This window comes from Mesorhizobium sp. BR1-1-16 (genome assembly GCF_020165495.1).
Lineage (GTDB): Bacteria > Pseudomonadota > Alphaproteobacteria > Rhizobiales > Kaistiaceae > Kaistia.
The window spans coordinates 499,121-515,241 of sequence record NZ_JAIUIE010000002.1; the positions used below are offsets into that span (position 1 = coordinate 499,121).

At 67.9% G+C, this 16,121-nt stretch carries 15 protein-coding genes; 5 read left to right on the forward strand and 10 right to left on the reverse strand.

Annotated elements, in window-relative coordinates; translation table 11 throughout:
* Positions 1-4: 4 nt before the first annotated feature.
* Both clpS and LB518_RS08165 read right to left on the reverse strand, forming a co-directional pair.
* Positions 5-334 carry an ATP-dependent Clp protease adapter ClpS gene (gene clpS, locus LB518_RS08160; RefSeq protein WP_224575506.1) on the reverse strand — a complete coding sequence of 110 codons (330 nt, stop codon included), beginning with the start codon at positions 332-334 and terminating at the stop codon, positions 5-7.
* Positions 335-503: 169 nt separating this feature from the next.
* The gene (locus tag LB518_RS08165) at positions 504-1,820 is read right to left on the reverse strand and encodes a cobyrinic acid a,c-diamide synthase CobB (RefSeq protein ID WP_224575507.1); all 1,317 of its coding nucleotides are present in this window, start codon (positions 1,818-1,820) and stop codon (positions 504-506) included.
* A gap of 91 nt (positions 1,821-1,911) precedes the next feature.
* Between LB518_RS08165 and LB518_RS08170 the strand changes: the two genes are divergently transcribed.
* A complete protein-coding gene (locus LB518_RS08170) occupies positions 1,912-3,024 on the forward strand; it encodes a cobalt-precorrin-5B (C(1))-methyltransferase (protein ID WP_224575510.1) in 1,113 nt (370 codons plus the stop codon).
* Positions 3,025-3,037: 13 nt separating this feature from the next.
* Here the strand turns inward: LB518_RS08170 and cobM are convergent, their stop codons facing one another.
* Genes cobM through cbiE form a run of 3 tightly spaced genes read right to left on the reverse strand, consistent with a single transcriptional unit; the run spans position 3,038 to position 5,417 of the window.
* Positions 3,038-3,802, reverse strand: coding sequence for a precorrin-4 C(11)-methyltransferase (gene cobM, locus LB518_RS08175; RefSeq protein ID WP_224575512.1), 765 nt, complete (start codon positions 3,800-3,802; stop codon positions 3,038-3,040).
* A complete protein-coding gene (locus LB518_RS08180; protein WP_224575514.1) occupies positions 3,799-4,197 on the reverse strand; it encodes a cobalamin biosynthesis protein in 399 nt (132 codons plus the stop codon). Before LB518_RS08180 ends, cobM begins: the two co-directional genes overlap by 4 nt.
* Positions 4,194-5,417 carry a precorrin-6y C5,15-methyltransferase (decarboxylating) subunit CbiE gene (gene cbiE, locus LB518_RS08185; RefSeq protein WP_224575516.1) on the reverse strand — a complete coding sequence of 408 codons (1,224 nt, stop codon included), beginning with the start codon at positions 5,415-5,417 and terminating at the stop codon, positions 4,194-4,196. Before cbiE ends, LB518_RS08180 begins: the two co-directional genes overlap by 4 nt.
* A 23-nt stretch (positions 5,418-5,440) precedes the next feature.
* Here cbiE and LB518_RS08190 point away from each other — a divergent pair, with 23 nt between their 5' ends.
* Positions 5,441-6,205: a cobalt-precorrin-6A reductase gene (locus tag LB518_RS08190; protein ID WP_224575518.1), complete on the forward strand. Its 765-nt coding sequence runs from the start codon at positions 5,441-5,443 to the stop codon at positions 6,203-6,205.
* On the opposite strand, the gene LB518_RS08195 is transcribed toward LB518_RS08190, so the two are convergent.
* From LB518_RS08195 to uxaC, 5 genes are read right to left on the reverse strand one after another with little or no spacing between them, the layout of a single operon-like run.
* Positions 6,175-6,933: a precorrin-3B C(17)-methyltransferase gene (locus LB518_RS08195; protein WP_224575520.1), complete on the reverse strand. Its 759-nt coding sequence runs from the start codon at positions 6,931-6,933 to the stop codon at positions 6,175-6,177. The two genes, LB518_RS08190 and LB518_RS08195, sit on opposite strands and share 31 nt — an antisense overlap.
* Positions 6,930-7,673 (reverse strand): precorrin-2 C(20)-methyltransferase, encoded by a 744-nt coding sequence (locus LB518_RS08200; protein WP_224575522.1) that lies wholly within the window; start codon positions 7,671-7,673, stop codon positions 6,930-6,932. The genes LB518_RS08195 and LB518_RS08200 overlap by 4 nt, the downstream gene beginning before the upstream one ends.
* Positions 7,670-8,323, reverse strand: a complete 654-nt coding sequence (locus LB518_RS08205) for a precorrin-8X methylmutase (RefSeq protein WP_286198608.1) — start codon at positions 8,321-8,323, stop codon at positions 7,670-7,672. The genes LB518_RS08200 and LB518_RS08205 overlap by 4 nt, the downstream gene beginning before the upstream one ends.
* Positions 8,277-9,638 (reverse strand): precorrin-3B synthase, encoded by a 1,362-nt coding sequence (gene cobG, locus LB518_RS08210; protein ID WP_224575526.1) that lies wholly within the window; start codon positions 9,636-9,638, stop codon positions 8,277-8,279. Before cobG ends, LB518_RS08205 begins: the two co-directional genes overlap by 47 nt.
* Before the next feature lie 9 nt (positions 9,639-9,647).
* Positions 9,648-11,051, reverse strand: a complete 1,404-nt coding sequence (uxaC, locus tag LB518_RS08215) for a glucuronate isomerase (RefSeq protein ID WP_502845803.1) — start codon at positions 11,049-11,051, stop codon at positions 9,648-9,650.
* A 158-nt stretch (positions 11,052-11,209) separates the two neighbouring features.
* On the opposite strand from uxaC, the gene LB518_RS08220 reads away from it, so the two are divergent.
* The 3 genes from LB518_RS08220 to fdhF are packed head-to-tail and all read left to right on the forward strand — an operon-like array spanning position 11,210 to position 16,118.
* The gene (locus LB518_RS08220; protein ID WP_224575541.1) at positions 11,210-11,671 is read left to right on the forward strand and encodes a formate dehydrogenase subunit gamma; all 462 of its coding nucleotides are present in this window, start codon (positions 11,210-11,212) and stop codon (positions 11,669-11,671) included.
* Positions 11,668-13,245: an NADH-ubiquinone oxidoreductase-F iron-sulfur binding region domain-containing protein gene (locus LB518_RS08225; protein WP_224575543.1), complete on the forward strand. Its 1,578-nt coding sequence runs from the start codon at positions 11,668-11,670 to the stop codon at positions 13,243-13,245. Before LB518_RS08220 ends, LB518_RS08225 begins: the two co-directional genes overlap by 4 nt.
* Positions 13,236-16,118 carry a formate dehydrogenase subunit alpha gene (gene fdhF / locus LB518_RS08230; RefSeq protein WP_224575545.1) on the forward strand — a complete coding sequence of 961 codons (2,883 nt, stop codon included), beginning with the start codon at positions 13,236-13,238 and terminating at the stop codon, positions 16,116-16,118. The genes LB518_RS08225 and fdhF overlap by 10 nt, the downstream gene beginning before the upstream one ends.
* Positions 16,119-16,121: the final 3 nt, after the last annotated feature.

The following is a 16,121-nucleotide window of genomic DNA, read 5'->3' on the forward strand; positions in this document are numbered from 1 at the left end:
GACCTCACTTCCTTTCCATCACGCATTGCAGCGGATGCTGGTGTTTGCGCGCGAAATCCATCACCTGGGTGACCTTGGTCTCGGCCACTTCATAGGTGAAGACCCCACACTCCCCCATGCCATGCTGATGAACGTGCAGCATGATCTGCGTCGCTTCTTCCCTGGTCTTGTTGAAGAACCGCTCGAGTACATGCACGACGAATTCCATCGGCGTGTAGTCGTCGTTGAGCAGCAGCACGCGATAAAGGCTCGGCCGTTTGGTTTTCGGCCGTGTCTTGGTGGCGATACCGATGGACGGATCGCCATCCTCGGGTCGACGATTATCCTTGCTCATCTGAAACCGATCGCGCGTCGTATGAAGGGAATCCTGCCGAGAATCTCGCTGCAGCGCAATCGTTAGTTTGACGATCCGGCGCTGCCTTGCCGAAACGGCCTGACAGGGGGGTGATACGGCCTATATGGGATCGGCGGTCGCCGTTAAAAGAGCCGCGCCACGCACCGCGTCAGAGCGGCGCAATCGCGTGGAACCAGCTCCCCGAAACCGAACCGCGCTGCCCGCCGGCTGCGCCGAGCGCGACGCCCCGCGCGTCCTCGATCGTCGCAAAGGGCGCGTCCTGCCCAGCCTCGACGATCGTCGAATAATGGAACTCGTGCCCCGCGATCTGCGCGCCGGCGGCACCGAGGGCGCAGTCGGCCGACAGCGTCGCCGTCCGGTAGCCAAGATGCAGCCGCCGCGTCGCAAAGCTCGTCACATGATCGAGCAGTCCCGCCATTTCGTGACGGGTTCCGCTCGCGTCGATCAGCGCGCGCCCGAGCACCATGTGGCCGCCGCATTCGCCATGCACCCGCCGTGTTGCCCCGAAGTGGCGGAGGCCAGCGAGGAAACTCGTCGCGCCCGCGAGCCGCCCGGCATGGAGTTCGGGATAGCCGCCCGGCAGCCAGCAGGCGTCGCATGCCGGCTCGGGGGCTTCATCGGCCAGCGGCGAGAAGGGAACGATGGTTGCGCCCTGCCGCCGCCAGCCCTCCAGAACATGCGGATAGATGAAGGAAAACGCGTCGTCGCTGGCAAGCGCGATCCGCATGCCGGGCGGCGGCAGTGCGGGCATCGCTGAGTGAAGAGCCGCAATCTGTGGGGGCCGCGCGAGCGCAACGAGTGCGTCGAGATCGACATGGCGGGCGAGGCAATCGGCGGCGGCTCCGATCCGCCTCGCGAGGTCGCCCTGCTCGCCGGCTTGAACGAGGCCGAGATGCCGTTCCGGCAAGGCAAATGCAGCGTCGCGGGGCAGGCTGCCGAGGATCGGCAGGCCGAGCGGCGCGACGGCCTCGGCGATGAGGGCGCGATGGCGTTCACTGCCGACGCGATTGAGGATCACCCCGGCGACCCGGACGTCAGCATCATGCAGCATCAGCCCGCGCAAGATCGCGGCCACGGTCTGCGACTGGCCCGAAACGTCGAGAATGATCACCACCGGCAGGCGAAAGCGCGCGGCGAGGTCAGCAGTTGCGCCGCGCGCGCCCGCCGGCCCGCCGACGCCGTCGAAAAGGCCGAGCGCGCCCTCGATCATCAGGAGGTCGGCACCATCGCCGGCCCGCGCCGCCAGCCCGTCGAGAAGCGCCGGCGGCATGGCCCAGCTATCGAGATTGAAGCTCGCTCGCCCGCTGGCCACGGCGTGAAAGCTCGGGTCGATATAGTCGGGACCGTTCTTGGCACCGGCAACTATGAGGCCGCGTCGCCGGAGCGCTGCGATCAGTGCAGCGGTCACGATCGTCTTGCCCTCGCCGGAGCGGATCGCCGAGAGGATGAGTCCCCGGACCGTCATCGGACCTCGAGGCAGCGCCGGGCGCTGGCGATGAGCGGAAGCATGGCCGACTTTCGTGACGGACGCGGTTAGCGGCGGTATAGATGGCGCTGTGTCGGATAATCAACACCCCGTTGGCGCACCGGATCAAGACGGCATTCCCGCCGGGCCGCTGAGACGCGGCTGGACGACGGGCAGTTGCGCCGCAGCCGCTGCCAAGGCTGCCTATGCGGCGCTCCTGACCGGAGAGTTTCCCGATCCAGTCGAAATTCCGCTGCCGCGTGGTGGCCGAGCGGGTTTCAGCTTGGCCGAAACGCGCCTTGAGGACGACAGGGCCAGCGCCGGCATTGTCAAGGATGCGGGCGATGACCCCGACGTTACGCATGGCGCCTTGGTGATCGCCACGATCCGCGCGCTGCCGGCAGGAAGCGGACTGCGCTTCAAGGCGGGCGCCGGCGTTGGTACCGTGACGCGGCCTGGCCTCGCTCTCCCGCCGGGCGAGCCGGCGATCAATCCGGTGCCGCGCGCGATGATCTCGGCGGCGCTGGCGGAGGTCTCTGATGGGGCACTCGATCTTGAAGTCGAGATCGCGATCCCCGGCGGGGAAAAGCTGGCCGAGCGAACGCTGAATGGTCGTCTCGGCATCATCGGCGGGCTTTCGGTGCTCGGCACGACGGGCATCGTCATTCCCTTTTCCTGCTCGGCGTGGATTCACTCGATCCATCGCGGCATCGACGTCGCCCGCGCGACAGGCCTTGCCCATGTCGCCGGCTCGACCGGCTCGACCTCGGAAGCGGCCGTCAAGGCGCTCTACGAACTGCCCGATCCGGCACTGCTCGAAATGGGCGATTTCGTCGGCGGCATGCTCAAATACCTGAAGGCCCATCCGGTCGATCGCGTCACCATCGCCGGCGGCATCGGCAAGATGGCGAAGCTCGGCCAGGGGCTGCTCGACCTGCACTCGAAGCGCGGCAGCGTCGATCTTGACCACCTCGCGCAGCTTGCCGTCAACGTGGGCGGCAGCACGGCGCTGGCGGATCGCATCAAGACAGCCAATGTCGCGGCCGAGGCCTTCACGCTGGCAACCGGCGAGGGCGTCGATCTCGGCAAGGCAATCGCCGAGGCCGCTTTGACAACCGCCGCCAAGGCTGTCGCGGGCGCCCCGATCCAGCTTGATGTGGTCGTGTTCGACCGTCAGGGACGTCTGGTCGGCCGGGCGGGATAAAGCCCCCGGGGCGTCAGTCCTCGACGCCGCCGCGATAGCGGCGGACATAATCGGGGCTGTAGAGGGCGCTGTCCGCAAATCCTTCCGCCGCGAGGGCCGGTCCGACAAGGATCGTCGCGGTGCGATCGATTCCTGTGCCGTCAAGGGCCGCCTCAATCGTTCCAAGGGTTGCGCGGATGATGGTCTCGTCGGGCCAGCTCGCGCGGAAGACGACCGCAACCGCGCCCTCGGCCCCATAGAATGGCAGCAATTCGCCGACGACGCGCGGCAGGGCCTGAATGGCGAGATGCAGGACGAGCGTCGTTCCCGTTGCGGCGAACGCGGCAAGCGTCTCCCGCTCCGGCATGGCGGAGGCTCGGCCGGAGACGCGGGTGAGCACGACGCTTTGTGCGATGCCGGGCACGGTCAGCTCGCGTCCAAGCGCGGCGGCCGCCGCCGCAAAGGCCGGAACGCCGGGCGTCAGCGTATAGGGAATGCCGCGCTTCTCCAGCCGGCGGGTCTGTTCGGCCACAGCCGAATAGATCGAGAGATCGCCGGAATGCAGCCGTGCGACGTCAAGCCCGGCTTCGTGCGCGGCGACATATTCAGCTTCGATCGCGTCGAGATCGAGCGGCGCGGTATTTACCTTGCGCGCGCCCGGCGGGCAGAAATCGAGCAGCGCCGCTGGCACGATCGAGCCGGCATAAAGGCAAACGGGGCAGCGCGCGATCAGGTCTCGGCCCCGCAAGGTGATGAGGTCGGCGGCGCCCGGCCCGGCGCCGATGAAATGCACGGTCATAAAGCGCCCTCCGAATCGTCGCCGCTGGCCGCGATGGCGCAGGTCGCCATGCCCGCAACGCGGCGCGGCGCGATCAGCCGGGCGCCGTCGCCGGCCGCCGCGAGCGCCGCCGCTTCGGCCACCGAGGGCACCGCGAACAACGCCACAACCCGCTCGGAGCGGGTGATGGCCTTTTCGCCCGCGATCTGCAGTTCGCGCGCCGGCACCAGCACGAGCGGACATCCGAATGCCGCGGCGGCGGCGGCGATGCCGTCCTCGCCGCCCTTTTCCGCTGCCGTCGCGATGAGGTCGAGCTGGCCGGGTGTCAGCGTCGCCGCTTCCAAGGCGTGGGCGATCGCCGCCAGAATGTCCTCCTGCGGCGCGCCCTTCCGGCAGCCGATCCCGGCGACGATCATGGCTTCACCCATGTCCATTGCGTGATCGGGCGGGCCGGTTCCCAGGCTGTCATGCCCGCAAGCGGCAGCGCGCGGTCGATGGCGATGCGGATCAGCGATCCGCCGTGCTCGGCATGGGCGGCGAGCACAAGCCGCTCCGTCTCGAGCGTCACCGCGTTGATGACCAGCCGGCCAGCGGATGCCAAAGCGGCCATGGCCGTGTCGAGGACGCCGGGCCGCGAGGCGCCGCCGCCAATGAAGATCGCGTCGGGCACGGACAGTCCGGCAAGCGCTTCCGGGGCGCTTCCCTCGACCACAGCAAGGCCGGGCACGCCGAAGGCCTCGGCATTGCGGCGGATGCGCTCGGCGCGATCGGCGCGCGGCTCGATGGCGATGGCGCCAAGCGACCGGTCTGCCAGCATCCATTCGATACCGATCGAACCGGAGCCAGCGCCGATGTCCCACAGCCGCTGTCCCGGCCGGGGCGCGAGCGCGGAGAGCGTCAGGGCGCGGATCTCGCGCTTGGTAATCTGGCCGTCGTTTTCGAAGAGGGTATCGTCGAGCCCGGCGCTCAGCTGGAGGAGACGCGCGTTCGTCGCCGCCCGCGGCTCGATCGCCAGCAGGTTGAGCGGATGGATGCCATCAAGGTTGAACGCCCCGGCCGTGGCCTGCCTGATGCGCTCATCCGGGCCGCCCAGCGCCTCCAGCACGGTGATACGCGTCGCACTGAAGCCGCTGTTTGCAAGAAGCTCTGCAATGGATGCGGGGGCCGCCTCGTCAGAGGTGAGCACCAGGAGACGGTTGCCGGGCAGAAGATGCGGGCGGATCAGCGCCAGCGGCCGTCCATGCAGCGACAGCGTCGTGACGTCAGCCAACGCCCAGCCGAGCCGGCTTGCGGCAAGGCTGAAGGCCGAGGGCGCTGGCAGCGACCGATATTCCTCCGGCGCGAGCGCCTTGGCGATGACATTGCCGACGCCGTAGCAAAATGGATCGCCCGAGGCGAGCACGACTGAGGGCAGGCCGCGCCGCTCCAGCATGGGGGCGATTGAAAAAGGCGTCGGCCAGGCGATCGCCTCGCCGGCAATGAGGTCACGGGCGAGCGCCAGATGTCGCTTGCCGCCGAAGACGAAGCGCGCACTAGAGATGGCGCGAGCGGCGCGGGGAGAAAGCCCGTCGTGTCCATCCTCGCCGATACCGACGATGGACAGCCACCGCTCCGCCGGGGCAGGGTCGGCACTCACGCGAGGGACCTCCCGGACAGGCGATGGCAACCAGACTGCTCATTCTCGGCGGAACGACGGAAGCGCGGGCGCTCGCCGCGCGCATCGCGGCGTTGCCCAATTATAGCGCCGTCCTGTCCCTTGCCGGCCGCACGGTTTCGCCGCTGGCGCAGGCGGTGCCGGTCCGCGTCGGTGGCTTCGGCGGTGTGGCCGGTCTCACGGCCTATCTGAAGGCTGAGCGGATTGACGCGCTCGTCGTCGCGACACATCCCTTCGCGGCGCGCATCGCGGAAAACGCGACGCTGGCGGCGCGCGATGCCGGCATTCCGGCCGTGAGGCTGCTTCGCCCGCCGTGGACGCCCGGTGCCGGCGATGACTGGCGGCTTTTCCCCTCGCTCGAAAGCCTGGTCGAGAGGCTCGGCGAAACGCCGCGCCGGCTGCTGGTCACGATCGGCCGGCAGGAGGCGCATGCCTTCGCCGCCGCGCCGCACCACAGTTACTGGTTCCGCAGTATCGAGCCGATCGAGCCGCCGCTCAGGCTTCCCAACGCCGAATTCCTGCTGGAGCGGGGGCCGTTCACCATCGAGGACGAAATCGCGCTTCTCAGCCGGCACCGGATCGACGTCCTCGTGACCAAGAACAGCGGCGGCGATGCGACGCGGGCAAAGCTCGATGCCGCACGAGCGCTCGGCATCCCCGTGCTGATGGTCGATCGGCCGCCGGCGAGCGGCCTGTCGGAGGTCGGCACAGTCGATGCGGTGCTCGACTTTCTCGATCATCACGCCCCTCCCGCCGAACGCGGCGCATAGACCAGCGGCGGCAGATCGGGCCGCGCGATGATGCGCGTTTCAGTCGAGCCGACGATGATCAGCGTCGCCATGTCGGCGCTTTGCGGGTCGGCCTCTCCCAGCGTCGCGATGACGACCCGTTCGTCCGGCCTGCCGACCGCACGACCGAAGATCACCGGCACGCTGGCGGGGAGAACGGTTCGCAGCCGATCGAAGGCCGCGCCGAGCTGCCAGGGCCGCGCGCGGGAGATCGGATTATAGAGCGCGATGACGAAGCCGGCCGAGGCAGCGGCGGTGAGGCGCGTCTCGACGAGGCTCCACGGCTTCAGATTGTCGGAGAGCGAGAGCGCGCAGAAATCATGGCCGAGCGGCGCGCCGCAGGCGGCGGCGACCGCCAGCATGGCCGTGACGCCCGGGACGACCGCCAGATCGACGCTGCGCCATTCCGCCGGACCGCGCTCGATCGCCTCGCAAACCGCCGAGGCCATGGCGAAGACACCGGGATCGCCGCCCGAAACCATTGCGACCCGGCCGCCGCGCGCCGCATGCGCGAGGGCGGCGCCGGCGCGGTCGAGTTCGACGCGGTTGTCGGAGGCGATCTTCATCTGGCCCGGCCGGTCGGCGACGCGGTCGACATAGGGCCCATAGCCGTAGATCGCTTCAGCGGCGGCAAGCTCTGCCTCGGCTTCCGCCGTGCGGTGGCGGGCCTCGCCGGGGCCAAGGCCGATCACGGCGAGACGGCCCGTCACGGCTTCTCTCCCCAGCCTGGAACCAGGATGATCGAGAAATAGGGCGCGGCGTCGTCCGCCTTGTCGGCAAGGCGAATGGTACGCGCATGCACCGTCGTCGCCCGCTCCACATAGAGCGCGCCATCGATCTTGCCAGCCGCTTGCAGCGCCCTGCGCACCTTGGCGAGGTTGCGACCGAGCTTCATGACGACAGCGGCATCGGCGCTGGCGAAGCGCGCCGCGAGGTCGGCCTCGTCCAGCGTCCCCGGCAGCACCATCAGGATGTCGTCGCCCTGCGCGATCGGGGCGCCCGCGCCGGACCAGCCGCCCGACATGCCGGTGACGCCCGGAATGACCTCGGTCTCATAGCGCGACGAAAGCCGGCAATGCAGATGCATATAGGAGCCGTAGAACAGCGGATCGCCCTCGGAGAGCACGGCGACATCGCGCCCTTCATCGAGGGCTGCGGCAACCCGCATCGCCGCTTCCTCGTAGAAGGCCGCGATCGCGCTGCGATAGGCGGGGTCATGGCGATGGATTTCGGTCGTCACAGGATAGGCGAGCGCGAGTTCCCGCTGGCGGCCGAGCCGGCCTTCGACCACGGCGCGAGCATTCGATGCGCGCCCCTCCTTGGCGAAATAGGCGATGACATCGACCGCATCGATGATCCGCGCGGCCTTCAGGGTCAGCAATTCCGGATCGCCGGGGCCGACGCCGACGCCGTAGAGCCGGCCGGCCGGGCGTGTCGGGGCGCTGCTCATAGCCGGTCGCTCGCCAGCGCATTGACCGCGGCTGCCGCGATGGCGCTGCCGCCGAGCCGGCCCCGGACGATCACATAGGGAATGGCGAGCGCGCTTTCGGCCAGCGCATCCTTCGATTCCGCCGCGCCGACAAAGCCGACGGGAGCGCCGATGATCGCCGCCGGTCGTGGCGCGCCGGCTGCGACGGCGTCGAGCAGATGGAACAGCGCCGTCGGCGCATTGCCGATCACGACCAGGCTGCCGGCGAGGCGGTCGCCCCAAAAGGAGATCGCTGCCGCCGAGCGCGTGGTCCCGAGCCGCTCGGCTTCGGCCGCCGTGCGGGGGTCGCGCAGCGTGCAGACGACGTCATTGCCGGCTGGGAGCCTTGCCCGCGTCACGCCGCGCTCGACCATTTCACTGTCGCAGAAGATCGGCGCACCAGCCGAAAGCGCCGCGCGGGCGACATCCGCGAAGCCATGGCCGAAACGGATGACGTCGCCAAGCGGCACGAAGCCCGAGGCATGGATCATGCGGACGGCGACATGCGCTTCGGCCGACGAAAATCGCGACAGGTCCGCTTCGGCGCGAATGATCGCGAAGGAGCGCTCATAGATCGCGTTGCCGTCACGCAGATAGTCGCTCACCGTCGGATGATCCTGGCTCTCCGCCATGCCCCGTCGAACCCTCTTTGATCGTCGCGCTGACGATGCCAGCTCGTCCGATCCGCGCGATCGCCGCGCGCGCCGTTTCGCGCTCCGCGCGCGCCGCGCCGAGGCGGCGAAGCCCTTCGACCAGTTTTTCCGGCGAAGCGAATCCGATCGCTTCGTCGCGCGCCCGTCCGTCAAGCACAAGTGCGGCGCCCTTGTCGATACCGGAAAGGGTGAAGGCGGCTGGATCGGGATGGGCGCAGCCCTTGCCGCAGCCGGCAAAATGGATCTCAATCGACCCGTCAAGCAGGGGTGCGAGCGCGGGCGCAGAGGCGGCGGCCAGCGCGCGCGCCGGAAAATGGCCGGACGCGCAGCCGGCGCTGCCGATGCAGGCCGAGAGAAAGCGGCGCGGATCGTCTGCCTCGGTGATGAAGCCGAGCGACGCGGCATGCGCCTGCGTCGCGATCACAGCCGTGGCGGGGCCAGCGAAGAGCAGCGCGCGCTCCGGCGCCGGCGCGAAGGCAGTCACGCCCGCTTCAAGGGCGGTCTCTGCGAGTTCTGTCAATGCCTCCGCCTCGGCCTGACCAAACGGGAAGGCGATGCCGGCCGCCGGCTGCGCCAGGCCATCGATCGGCCCGACGGGTGGTCGCGATGCCGGCGCGGCAGGAGCGCCGACCGGCTTCAACATCGGCACCGCCGCGAGGATGGCGCTGACGTCGCGGAGGGCACCGGACCCTGCGAACCGTGCTGCCGTCCCATGTTCCGAAAGAGCGCTGAGCACCGCGAGTACGGCCGCAACCACGTCCTCCCGCGCAATTGTGCCGATCCAGAGCGCGCTCTCATGCGTACCGCCGAGACCGAGATGCACGCCATCCGCCCGGTATGCGAGCCGAAGATCGGCTGCAACGCCCGCCGGGGCGGTCGGCCCGCCGAGATCGAGCACAAGCGCCACCTTCGGCGCGATCCGCGCAGCCATGCCGCTTTCCGCAAGGGCCGCATGAAGGGCGGCGATCACAGGAGCTGGATCGGGCGCATCGGCATAAAGCGAGGCCAGTGGATCGCTGCTGATCGGCATCCCCTCGGAAAGCATGAGCCCGGCTTCGGCAAGATCGGCGGAAGGCCCGGAGGCGTCCGCCGAGGCAAGGCCGCGGATCTGCACATTGCCGCGCTTCGAGATTTCAACGTGGCCATTGCCATGCGTTCTGGCGGCAACGGCGATGGCCATCAGTTGCGACGGCGTCAAAGCCTCGGCAAGCGGCGGCAGCCGCGCCAGAAAGCCGTCGCCGGTGCGCATCGGCACGGCGAGGCTTGGACAGGCATTGCGGCGGTCGAAGGTCACGGTTCGAATCTAGAGGCGATAGGCTTTCTTGGCGAGGCCATAGGCGAGGTCGCGCGCCAATTCGGCGGCTTCGTCCTCGTCAAGGCGATGCGTCGCGACCAACTCGGCGAGATAGGCGCAGTCGACGCGTCGGGCGACGTCGTGGCGTGCCGGGATCGAGCAGAAGGCGCGCGTGTCGTCGTTGAAGCCGACCGTGTTGTAGAAGCCGGCCGTCTCGGTGACGAGTTCCCGGTAGCGCCGCATGCCCTCGGGCGAATCGTAGAACCACCAGGCCGGCCCGAGCCGAAGGGCCGGGTAGTGGCCGGCGAGCGGGGCAAGCTCACGCGAATAGGCCGTCTCGTCCAGCGTGAACAGGATGATGCTGAGCGACGTCTCATTGCCAAACCTGTCGAGCAGCGGCTTCAGCGCATGCACATAATCCGTCGCGGTCGGGATATCGGCGCCCTTGTCGCGTCCAAACCGCGCGAAAAGCTGCGGATTGTGATTGCGGAACGAACCTGGATGGATCTGCATGACCAGCCCGTCATCGAGGCTCATCGCCGCCATCTCGGTCAGCATCTGCGCGCGGAAGAGTTCGGCGTCGGCCGCGCTGACGGGGCCGGCGTGGACCCGGTGATAAAGCGCCTCAGCCTCGACCGGGGAGAGGTCCGCCGTCGCGGCGGTCGGGTGGCCGTGATCGGTCGAGGTGGCGCCATGCGCCTTGAAGAAGGCGCGGCGGGCGCGATGGGCGTCGAGATAGCCAGCGAAGGTCGAGACATCGCAGCCGGTCAGCGCGCCGAAGGCCGCGAGATTATCGCGAAAGCCGTGGAAATCAGGGTCGACGACCGGATCGGGCCGATAGGCTGTGACGACGCGGCCTGACCAGCCCGAAGCGGCGATCGCCTCGTGATGGCGCAGATCGTCAAGCGGGCTTTCCGTGGTCGCGATCACTTCGATGTTGAAGCGCTCGAACAGAGCGCGCGGCCGGTAGTCGGGCTGTGCGAGCCTCTCAGCGATCCGTTCATAGGTCGCGTCGGCGGTCGCGGCCGAAAGGCGCTCCTCGATGTCGAACAGCGTCGCGAAGGCATGATCGAGCCACATCCGCGTCGGCGTACCGCGAAAAAGATGATAGTTTTCGGCGAAACGGCGCCAGATGGCGCGCGGATCGGTCTCGACAGCGCTGCCGTCCACAGTGGGCACGCCGAGCGATTCGAGGCTGACGCCCTGGCTGTAGAGCATGCGGAAAACATAGTGATCCGGCACGACGAAAAGCCGCGCGGGATCCGGGAACGGCTCGTTCTGCGCATACCAGGCCGGATCGGTGTGGCCATGCGGCGAGACAATCGGCAGATCGCAGACTTCGCCGTAGAGTCGTCGCGCAATCCGCCTCGTATCCGGATCGGCGGGAAAGAGGCGGTCGTCATGGATCAACATCGGGCGCATCCTTCGAAAGGCCGCCATATCATCACGGATGAAGCGGAAGGGCGACTGCAAAGGCGGCGGCGCGTCGTCGCGTCTTGCACGGCTTGATCCCGGCGACGGAAGAGGCAAGTCTGGAGCCTGTCGAAAGAAGAAAAGGATCGGGTGGGAGGATGGAGGATCGCGCGGGCCGCATTGCGGCAATCATCGAGCGTTTTCAGGGTGTTGAAGGCGCGACGCTGCCGATCTTGCATGCCGTTCAGGAAGCGTTTGGTTATGTTCCGGCCGAATCCGTTCCCGTCATCGCTGCGGCCCTTAACCGCTCGCGCGCTGAAATCCACGGCATCGTGACGTTTTATCATGACTTTCGCGACAAGCCGGCCGGCCGCCATCTCGTCCGCGTCTGCCGCGCCGAAGCCTGCAAGTCGATGGGGTCCGATCAGGTGGTCCAGAGCCTCGAACAGGCGCTCGGCATTCGGCTCGGCGAGACCTCGCCGGATGGCGCGGTGACGCTGGAGCCGGTCTATTGCCTCGGCCTCTGCGCCACGGCGCCGAATGCGATGGTCGACGGCAAGCCGGCCGGGCGGCTCGATGGCGCGAAGGTGGCAAGCCTCGTCGAGGGGTTCGCACCATGAGCGCGCGCCGGATCTTCGTCCCCGGCGATGCCGGCGCGCTCGCCGTTGGCGCCGATGACGTCGCGGCAGCGATCGCCAGGGCAGCGGCCGCGGCTGGCGTGGCTGTCGAGATCGTGCGCAATGGGTCGCGCGGTCTTTATTGGCTTGAGCCGCTGGTCGAGGTCGAGACGCCAACCGGCCGTGTGGCCTTCGGTCCCGTCGCGGCCGAGGATGTGCCGGGCCTCATCGCAGCCGGCCTTCTGGAGGGCAAAGGCGAGCGGCTGTTCCTCGGGCCAACGGCCGAAATCCCGTTCCTGAAAGCGCAGACGCGGTTCACCTTTGCCCGCTGCGGCATCGTTGATCCGGCGTCGCTCGCGGATTACCGCGCCCATGGCGGCGGCGTTGGCCTGATGCGCGCCGCCGCTCTGCCGCCGGCCGAGATCGTCGCGACGGTCACGGCCTCGGGGCTGCGGGGCCGTGGCGGCGCCGGCTTTCCGACCGGGATCAAATGGAAGACCGTGCTGGAGGCTGCGGGCGCGCGGAAATTCATCGTCGCCAATGCGGATGAGGGCGACAGCGGCACCTTCGCCGACCGCATGCTGATGGAGGGCGACCCGTTCGCTGTCATCGAGGGCATGGCAATCGCCGGCCTCGCCGTGGGCGCGACACGCGGCTATCTCTATATCCGCTCCGAATATCCCCATGCCATCGCGCGCATGGAGGCCGCGATCGCCACCGCGCGGGCGGCTGGCTGGCTGGGAGCGGATTGCGCCGGCTCGGGCCGTGCCTTCGAGATCGAACTGCGCGTCGGGGCGGGCGCCTATGTCTGCGGCGAGGAGACCGCGCTGCTCGAATCGATCGAGGGTGAGCGGGGCGAGGTGCGCGCCAAGCCGCCGCTTCCGGCTCACAAGGGACTTTTCGGCGCGCCGACCGCGGTGAACAACCTGGTGACGCTCGCCTCGGTGCCGTTCATCCTTGCCGAGGGCGCGGAAGCCTATGCGGCGATCGGCTTTGGGCGGTCGCGGGGCACGATGCCGATCCAGCTTGCCGGCAATATCCGACATGGCGGGCTGTTCGAGGCGGCGTTCGGCGTGACGCTTGGCGAACTCGTCGAGGCCATCGGCGGCGGCACGCTCACGGGGCGCCCGGTGCGCGCCGTGCAGGTCGGCGGTCCGCTCGGCGCCTATTTCCCGCCATCGCTGTTCGATACGCCATTCGATTATGAATCCTTCGCCGCGCGCGATGGGCTGATCGGCCATGGCGGCATCGTGGTCTTCGACGACACGGTCGAAATGGCCGCCATGGCGCGTTTCGCGATGGAATTCTGCGCGCTCGAAAGCTGCGGCAAGTGCACGCCGTGCCGCATCGGCTCGACGCGCGGTGTCGAATTGCTCGACGCGATGATCGCCGGCCGCGAGGTGGCAAAAAACGCTGCCCTGCTCGAGGATCTCTGCGATATCATGAAGTTCGGTTCGCTCTGCGCCCTCGGCGGCTTCACGCCTTATCCCGTGATGAGCGCGCTGCGCCATTATCCCGCTGATTTCGGCCTCGCCCCGGCGGCTTCCGCCGAAAAGGAGATTGCGACATGGGCATGATCCACGAGATCGACTTCGGCACGCCGGCCTCCACCTCGACGACGCTGGTCAGCCTGACGATCGACGGCCAGAAGGTCACCGCGCCGCTCGGGACGTCGGTGATGCGCGCGGCGGCCGAGATGGGCACGTCGATCCCGAAGCTCTGTGCCACCGATCGCGTCGAGGCCTTCGGCTCCTGCCGCCTCTGCCTCGTCGAGGTCGACGGCATGCGCGGCACGCCGGCCTCCTGCACGACCCTCGTGGCCGATGGCATGGTGGTGCGCACCGAGACCGACCGGCTGCGCAAGCTGCGACGCGGCGTGATGGAGCTCTATATCTCCGACCATCCGCTTGATTGCCTCACCTGCGCGGCGAATGGCGACTGCGAATTGCAGGACCAGGCCGGCGCGGTTGGCCTGCGGGACGTCCGCTACGAGCCCGGCGCCAATCATGTCGCGAAGAGCGGCAATCCGCTGTTTCAGGCCAAGGACCAGTCGAACCCCTATTTCGATTATGATCCCGCGAAATGCATCGTCTGCTCGCGCTGCGTGCGGGCCTGCGAGGAGGTGCAGGGCACCTTCGCGCTGACGATCGAGGGCCGTGGCTTCGAAAGCCGCGTTTCGCCGGGCCAGCATGAGAGCTTCCTCGGCTCCGAATGCGTGTCCTGCGGCGCCTGCGTCTCGGCCTGCCCGACGGCGACGCTGATCGAGAAGAGCGTCATCGAGAAGGGCACGCCCGAGCATTCCGTGGTCACGACCTGCGCCTATTGCGGCGTCGGCTGCTCGTTCAAGGCGGAAATGCGCGGCGAGGAGCTGGTGCGCATGGAGCCGTGGAAGGACGGCAAGGCCAATCACGGCCATTCCTGCGTCAAGGGTCGCTTCGCCTGGGGCTATGCCAATCATCGCGACCGCATCCTGAACCCGATGGTGCGCGAGAAGATCACCGATCCCTGGCGCGAGGTCTCCTGGGACGAAGCGCTTTCGACCGTCGCGACCAAGTTTCGCGCCATCCAGGCGGCGCATGGCAAGGATTCGATCGGCGGCATCACCTCGTCGCGCTGCACCAATGAGGAAACCTATCTGGTGCAGAAGCTGGTTCGCGCCGGCTTCGGCAACAACAATGTCGACACCTGCGCCCGCGTTTGCCATTCGCCGACCGGCTATGGCCTCAAGACGGCGTTCGGCACCTCGGCCGGCACGCAGGATTTCGACAGCGTCGAGCATTCGGATGTCGTGCTCGTCATCGGCGCCAACCCGACCGACGGCCATCCGGTCTTCGCTTCGCGGCTCAAGAAGCGTCTCCGCGAAGGCGCCAAGCTGATCGTCATCGATCCGCGCCGCATCGATCTCGTCCGCTCGCCCCATGTCGAGGCCGCGCATCATCTGGCGCTCCGGCCCGGCACCAATGTCGCCGTGCTCGATGCGATGGCGCATGTGATCGTGACCGAAGGCCTCGTCGACGAGCGCTTCGTCACGGAACGCTGCGACCGCGACGCCTTCGAGCATTGGGCGAGCTTCATCGCCGAAGAACGCAACAGCCCGGAAGCGGTCGAGCGCGTGTCAGGCGTGCCAGCCGCCGAGATCCGCGCCGCCGCGCGTCTTTATGCGACCGGCGGCAATGGCGCGATCTATTATGGCCTCGGCGTCACCGAGCACAGCCAGGGTTCGACCACGGTGATGGCGATCGCCAATCTCGCGATGGCGACCGGCAATCTCGGCCGGCCCGGGGTTGGCGTGAACCCGCTGCGCGGTCAGAACAATGTGCAGGGCTCCTGCGACATGGGTTCGTTCCCGCATGAATTTCCGGGCTACCGCCACATCTCCGACGACGCGACGCGCGCCATCTTCGAGAAGCTCTGGGGCCGGCCGCTCGACAACGAGCCGGGCCTTCGGATCCCCAACATGTTCGACGCCGCCCTCGACGGCTCGTTTCTCGGCCTCTACGTGCAGGGCGAGGACATCGTCCAATCCGATCCTGACACGCATCACGTCACGTCCGGTCTCTCGGCGATGGAATGCGTCGTCGTGCACGATCTCTTCCTGAACGAGACCGCCAACTACGCGCATGTCTTCCTGCCGGGCTCGACCTTTCTGGAGAAGGACGGCACCTTCACCAATGCCGAGCGGCGCATCAACCGCGTACGCAAGGTGATGAGCCCCAAAAATGGCGGGGGCGACAGGAACGGCTATGCCGACTGGGAAGTAACGCAGAACCTCGCCAACGCCATGGGCCTTGGCTGGACCTATACGCATCCCTCCGAGATCATGGACGAGATCGCCCTGACGACGCCGAGCTTCGCCGGCGTGTCCTATGAGGCGCTCGATCGTCTCGGCTCGGTGCAGTGGCCCTGCAACGAGAAAGCGCCGGAAGGCACGCCGGTGATGCATATCGGCGGCTTCTCGCGCGGCCTTGGCCAGTTCATGATCACCGAATATGTGCCAACCGACGAACGCACGGGCCCGCGCTTCCCGCTTTTGCTCACCACCGGCCGCATCCTCTCGCAGTACAATGTCGGCGCGCAGACGCGGCGCACCGCGAATGTCATCTGGCATGCCGAGGACCTGCTCGAGATTCATCCGCATGACGCTGAGAATCGCGGCCTCAAGGATGGCGATTTCGTCCGCGTCGCAAGCCGCGCCGGCGAGACGACCTTGCGGGCGAAGATCACCGACCGCGTTGCACCGGGCGTCGTCTACACGACTTTCCATCATCCGCTGACGCAGGCGAATGTCATCACGACGGACTATTCCGACTGGGCCACCAATTGCCCGGAATACAAGGTGACGGCCGTGCAGGTGTCGCCATCGAACGGGCCGAGCGCCTGGCAGGAAGACTACGAGGCGCATACGCATGAGAGCCGCCGTATTGTCGGCCGGCTTGACGCGGCGGAGTAGGGG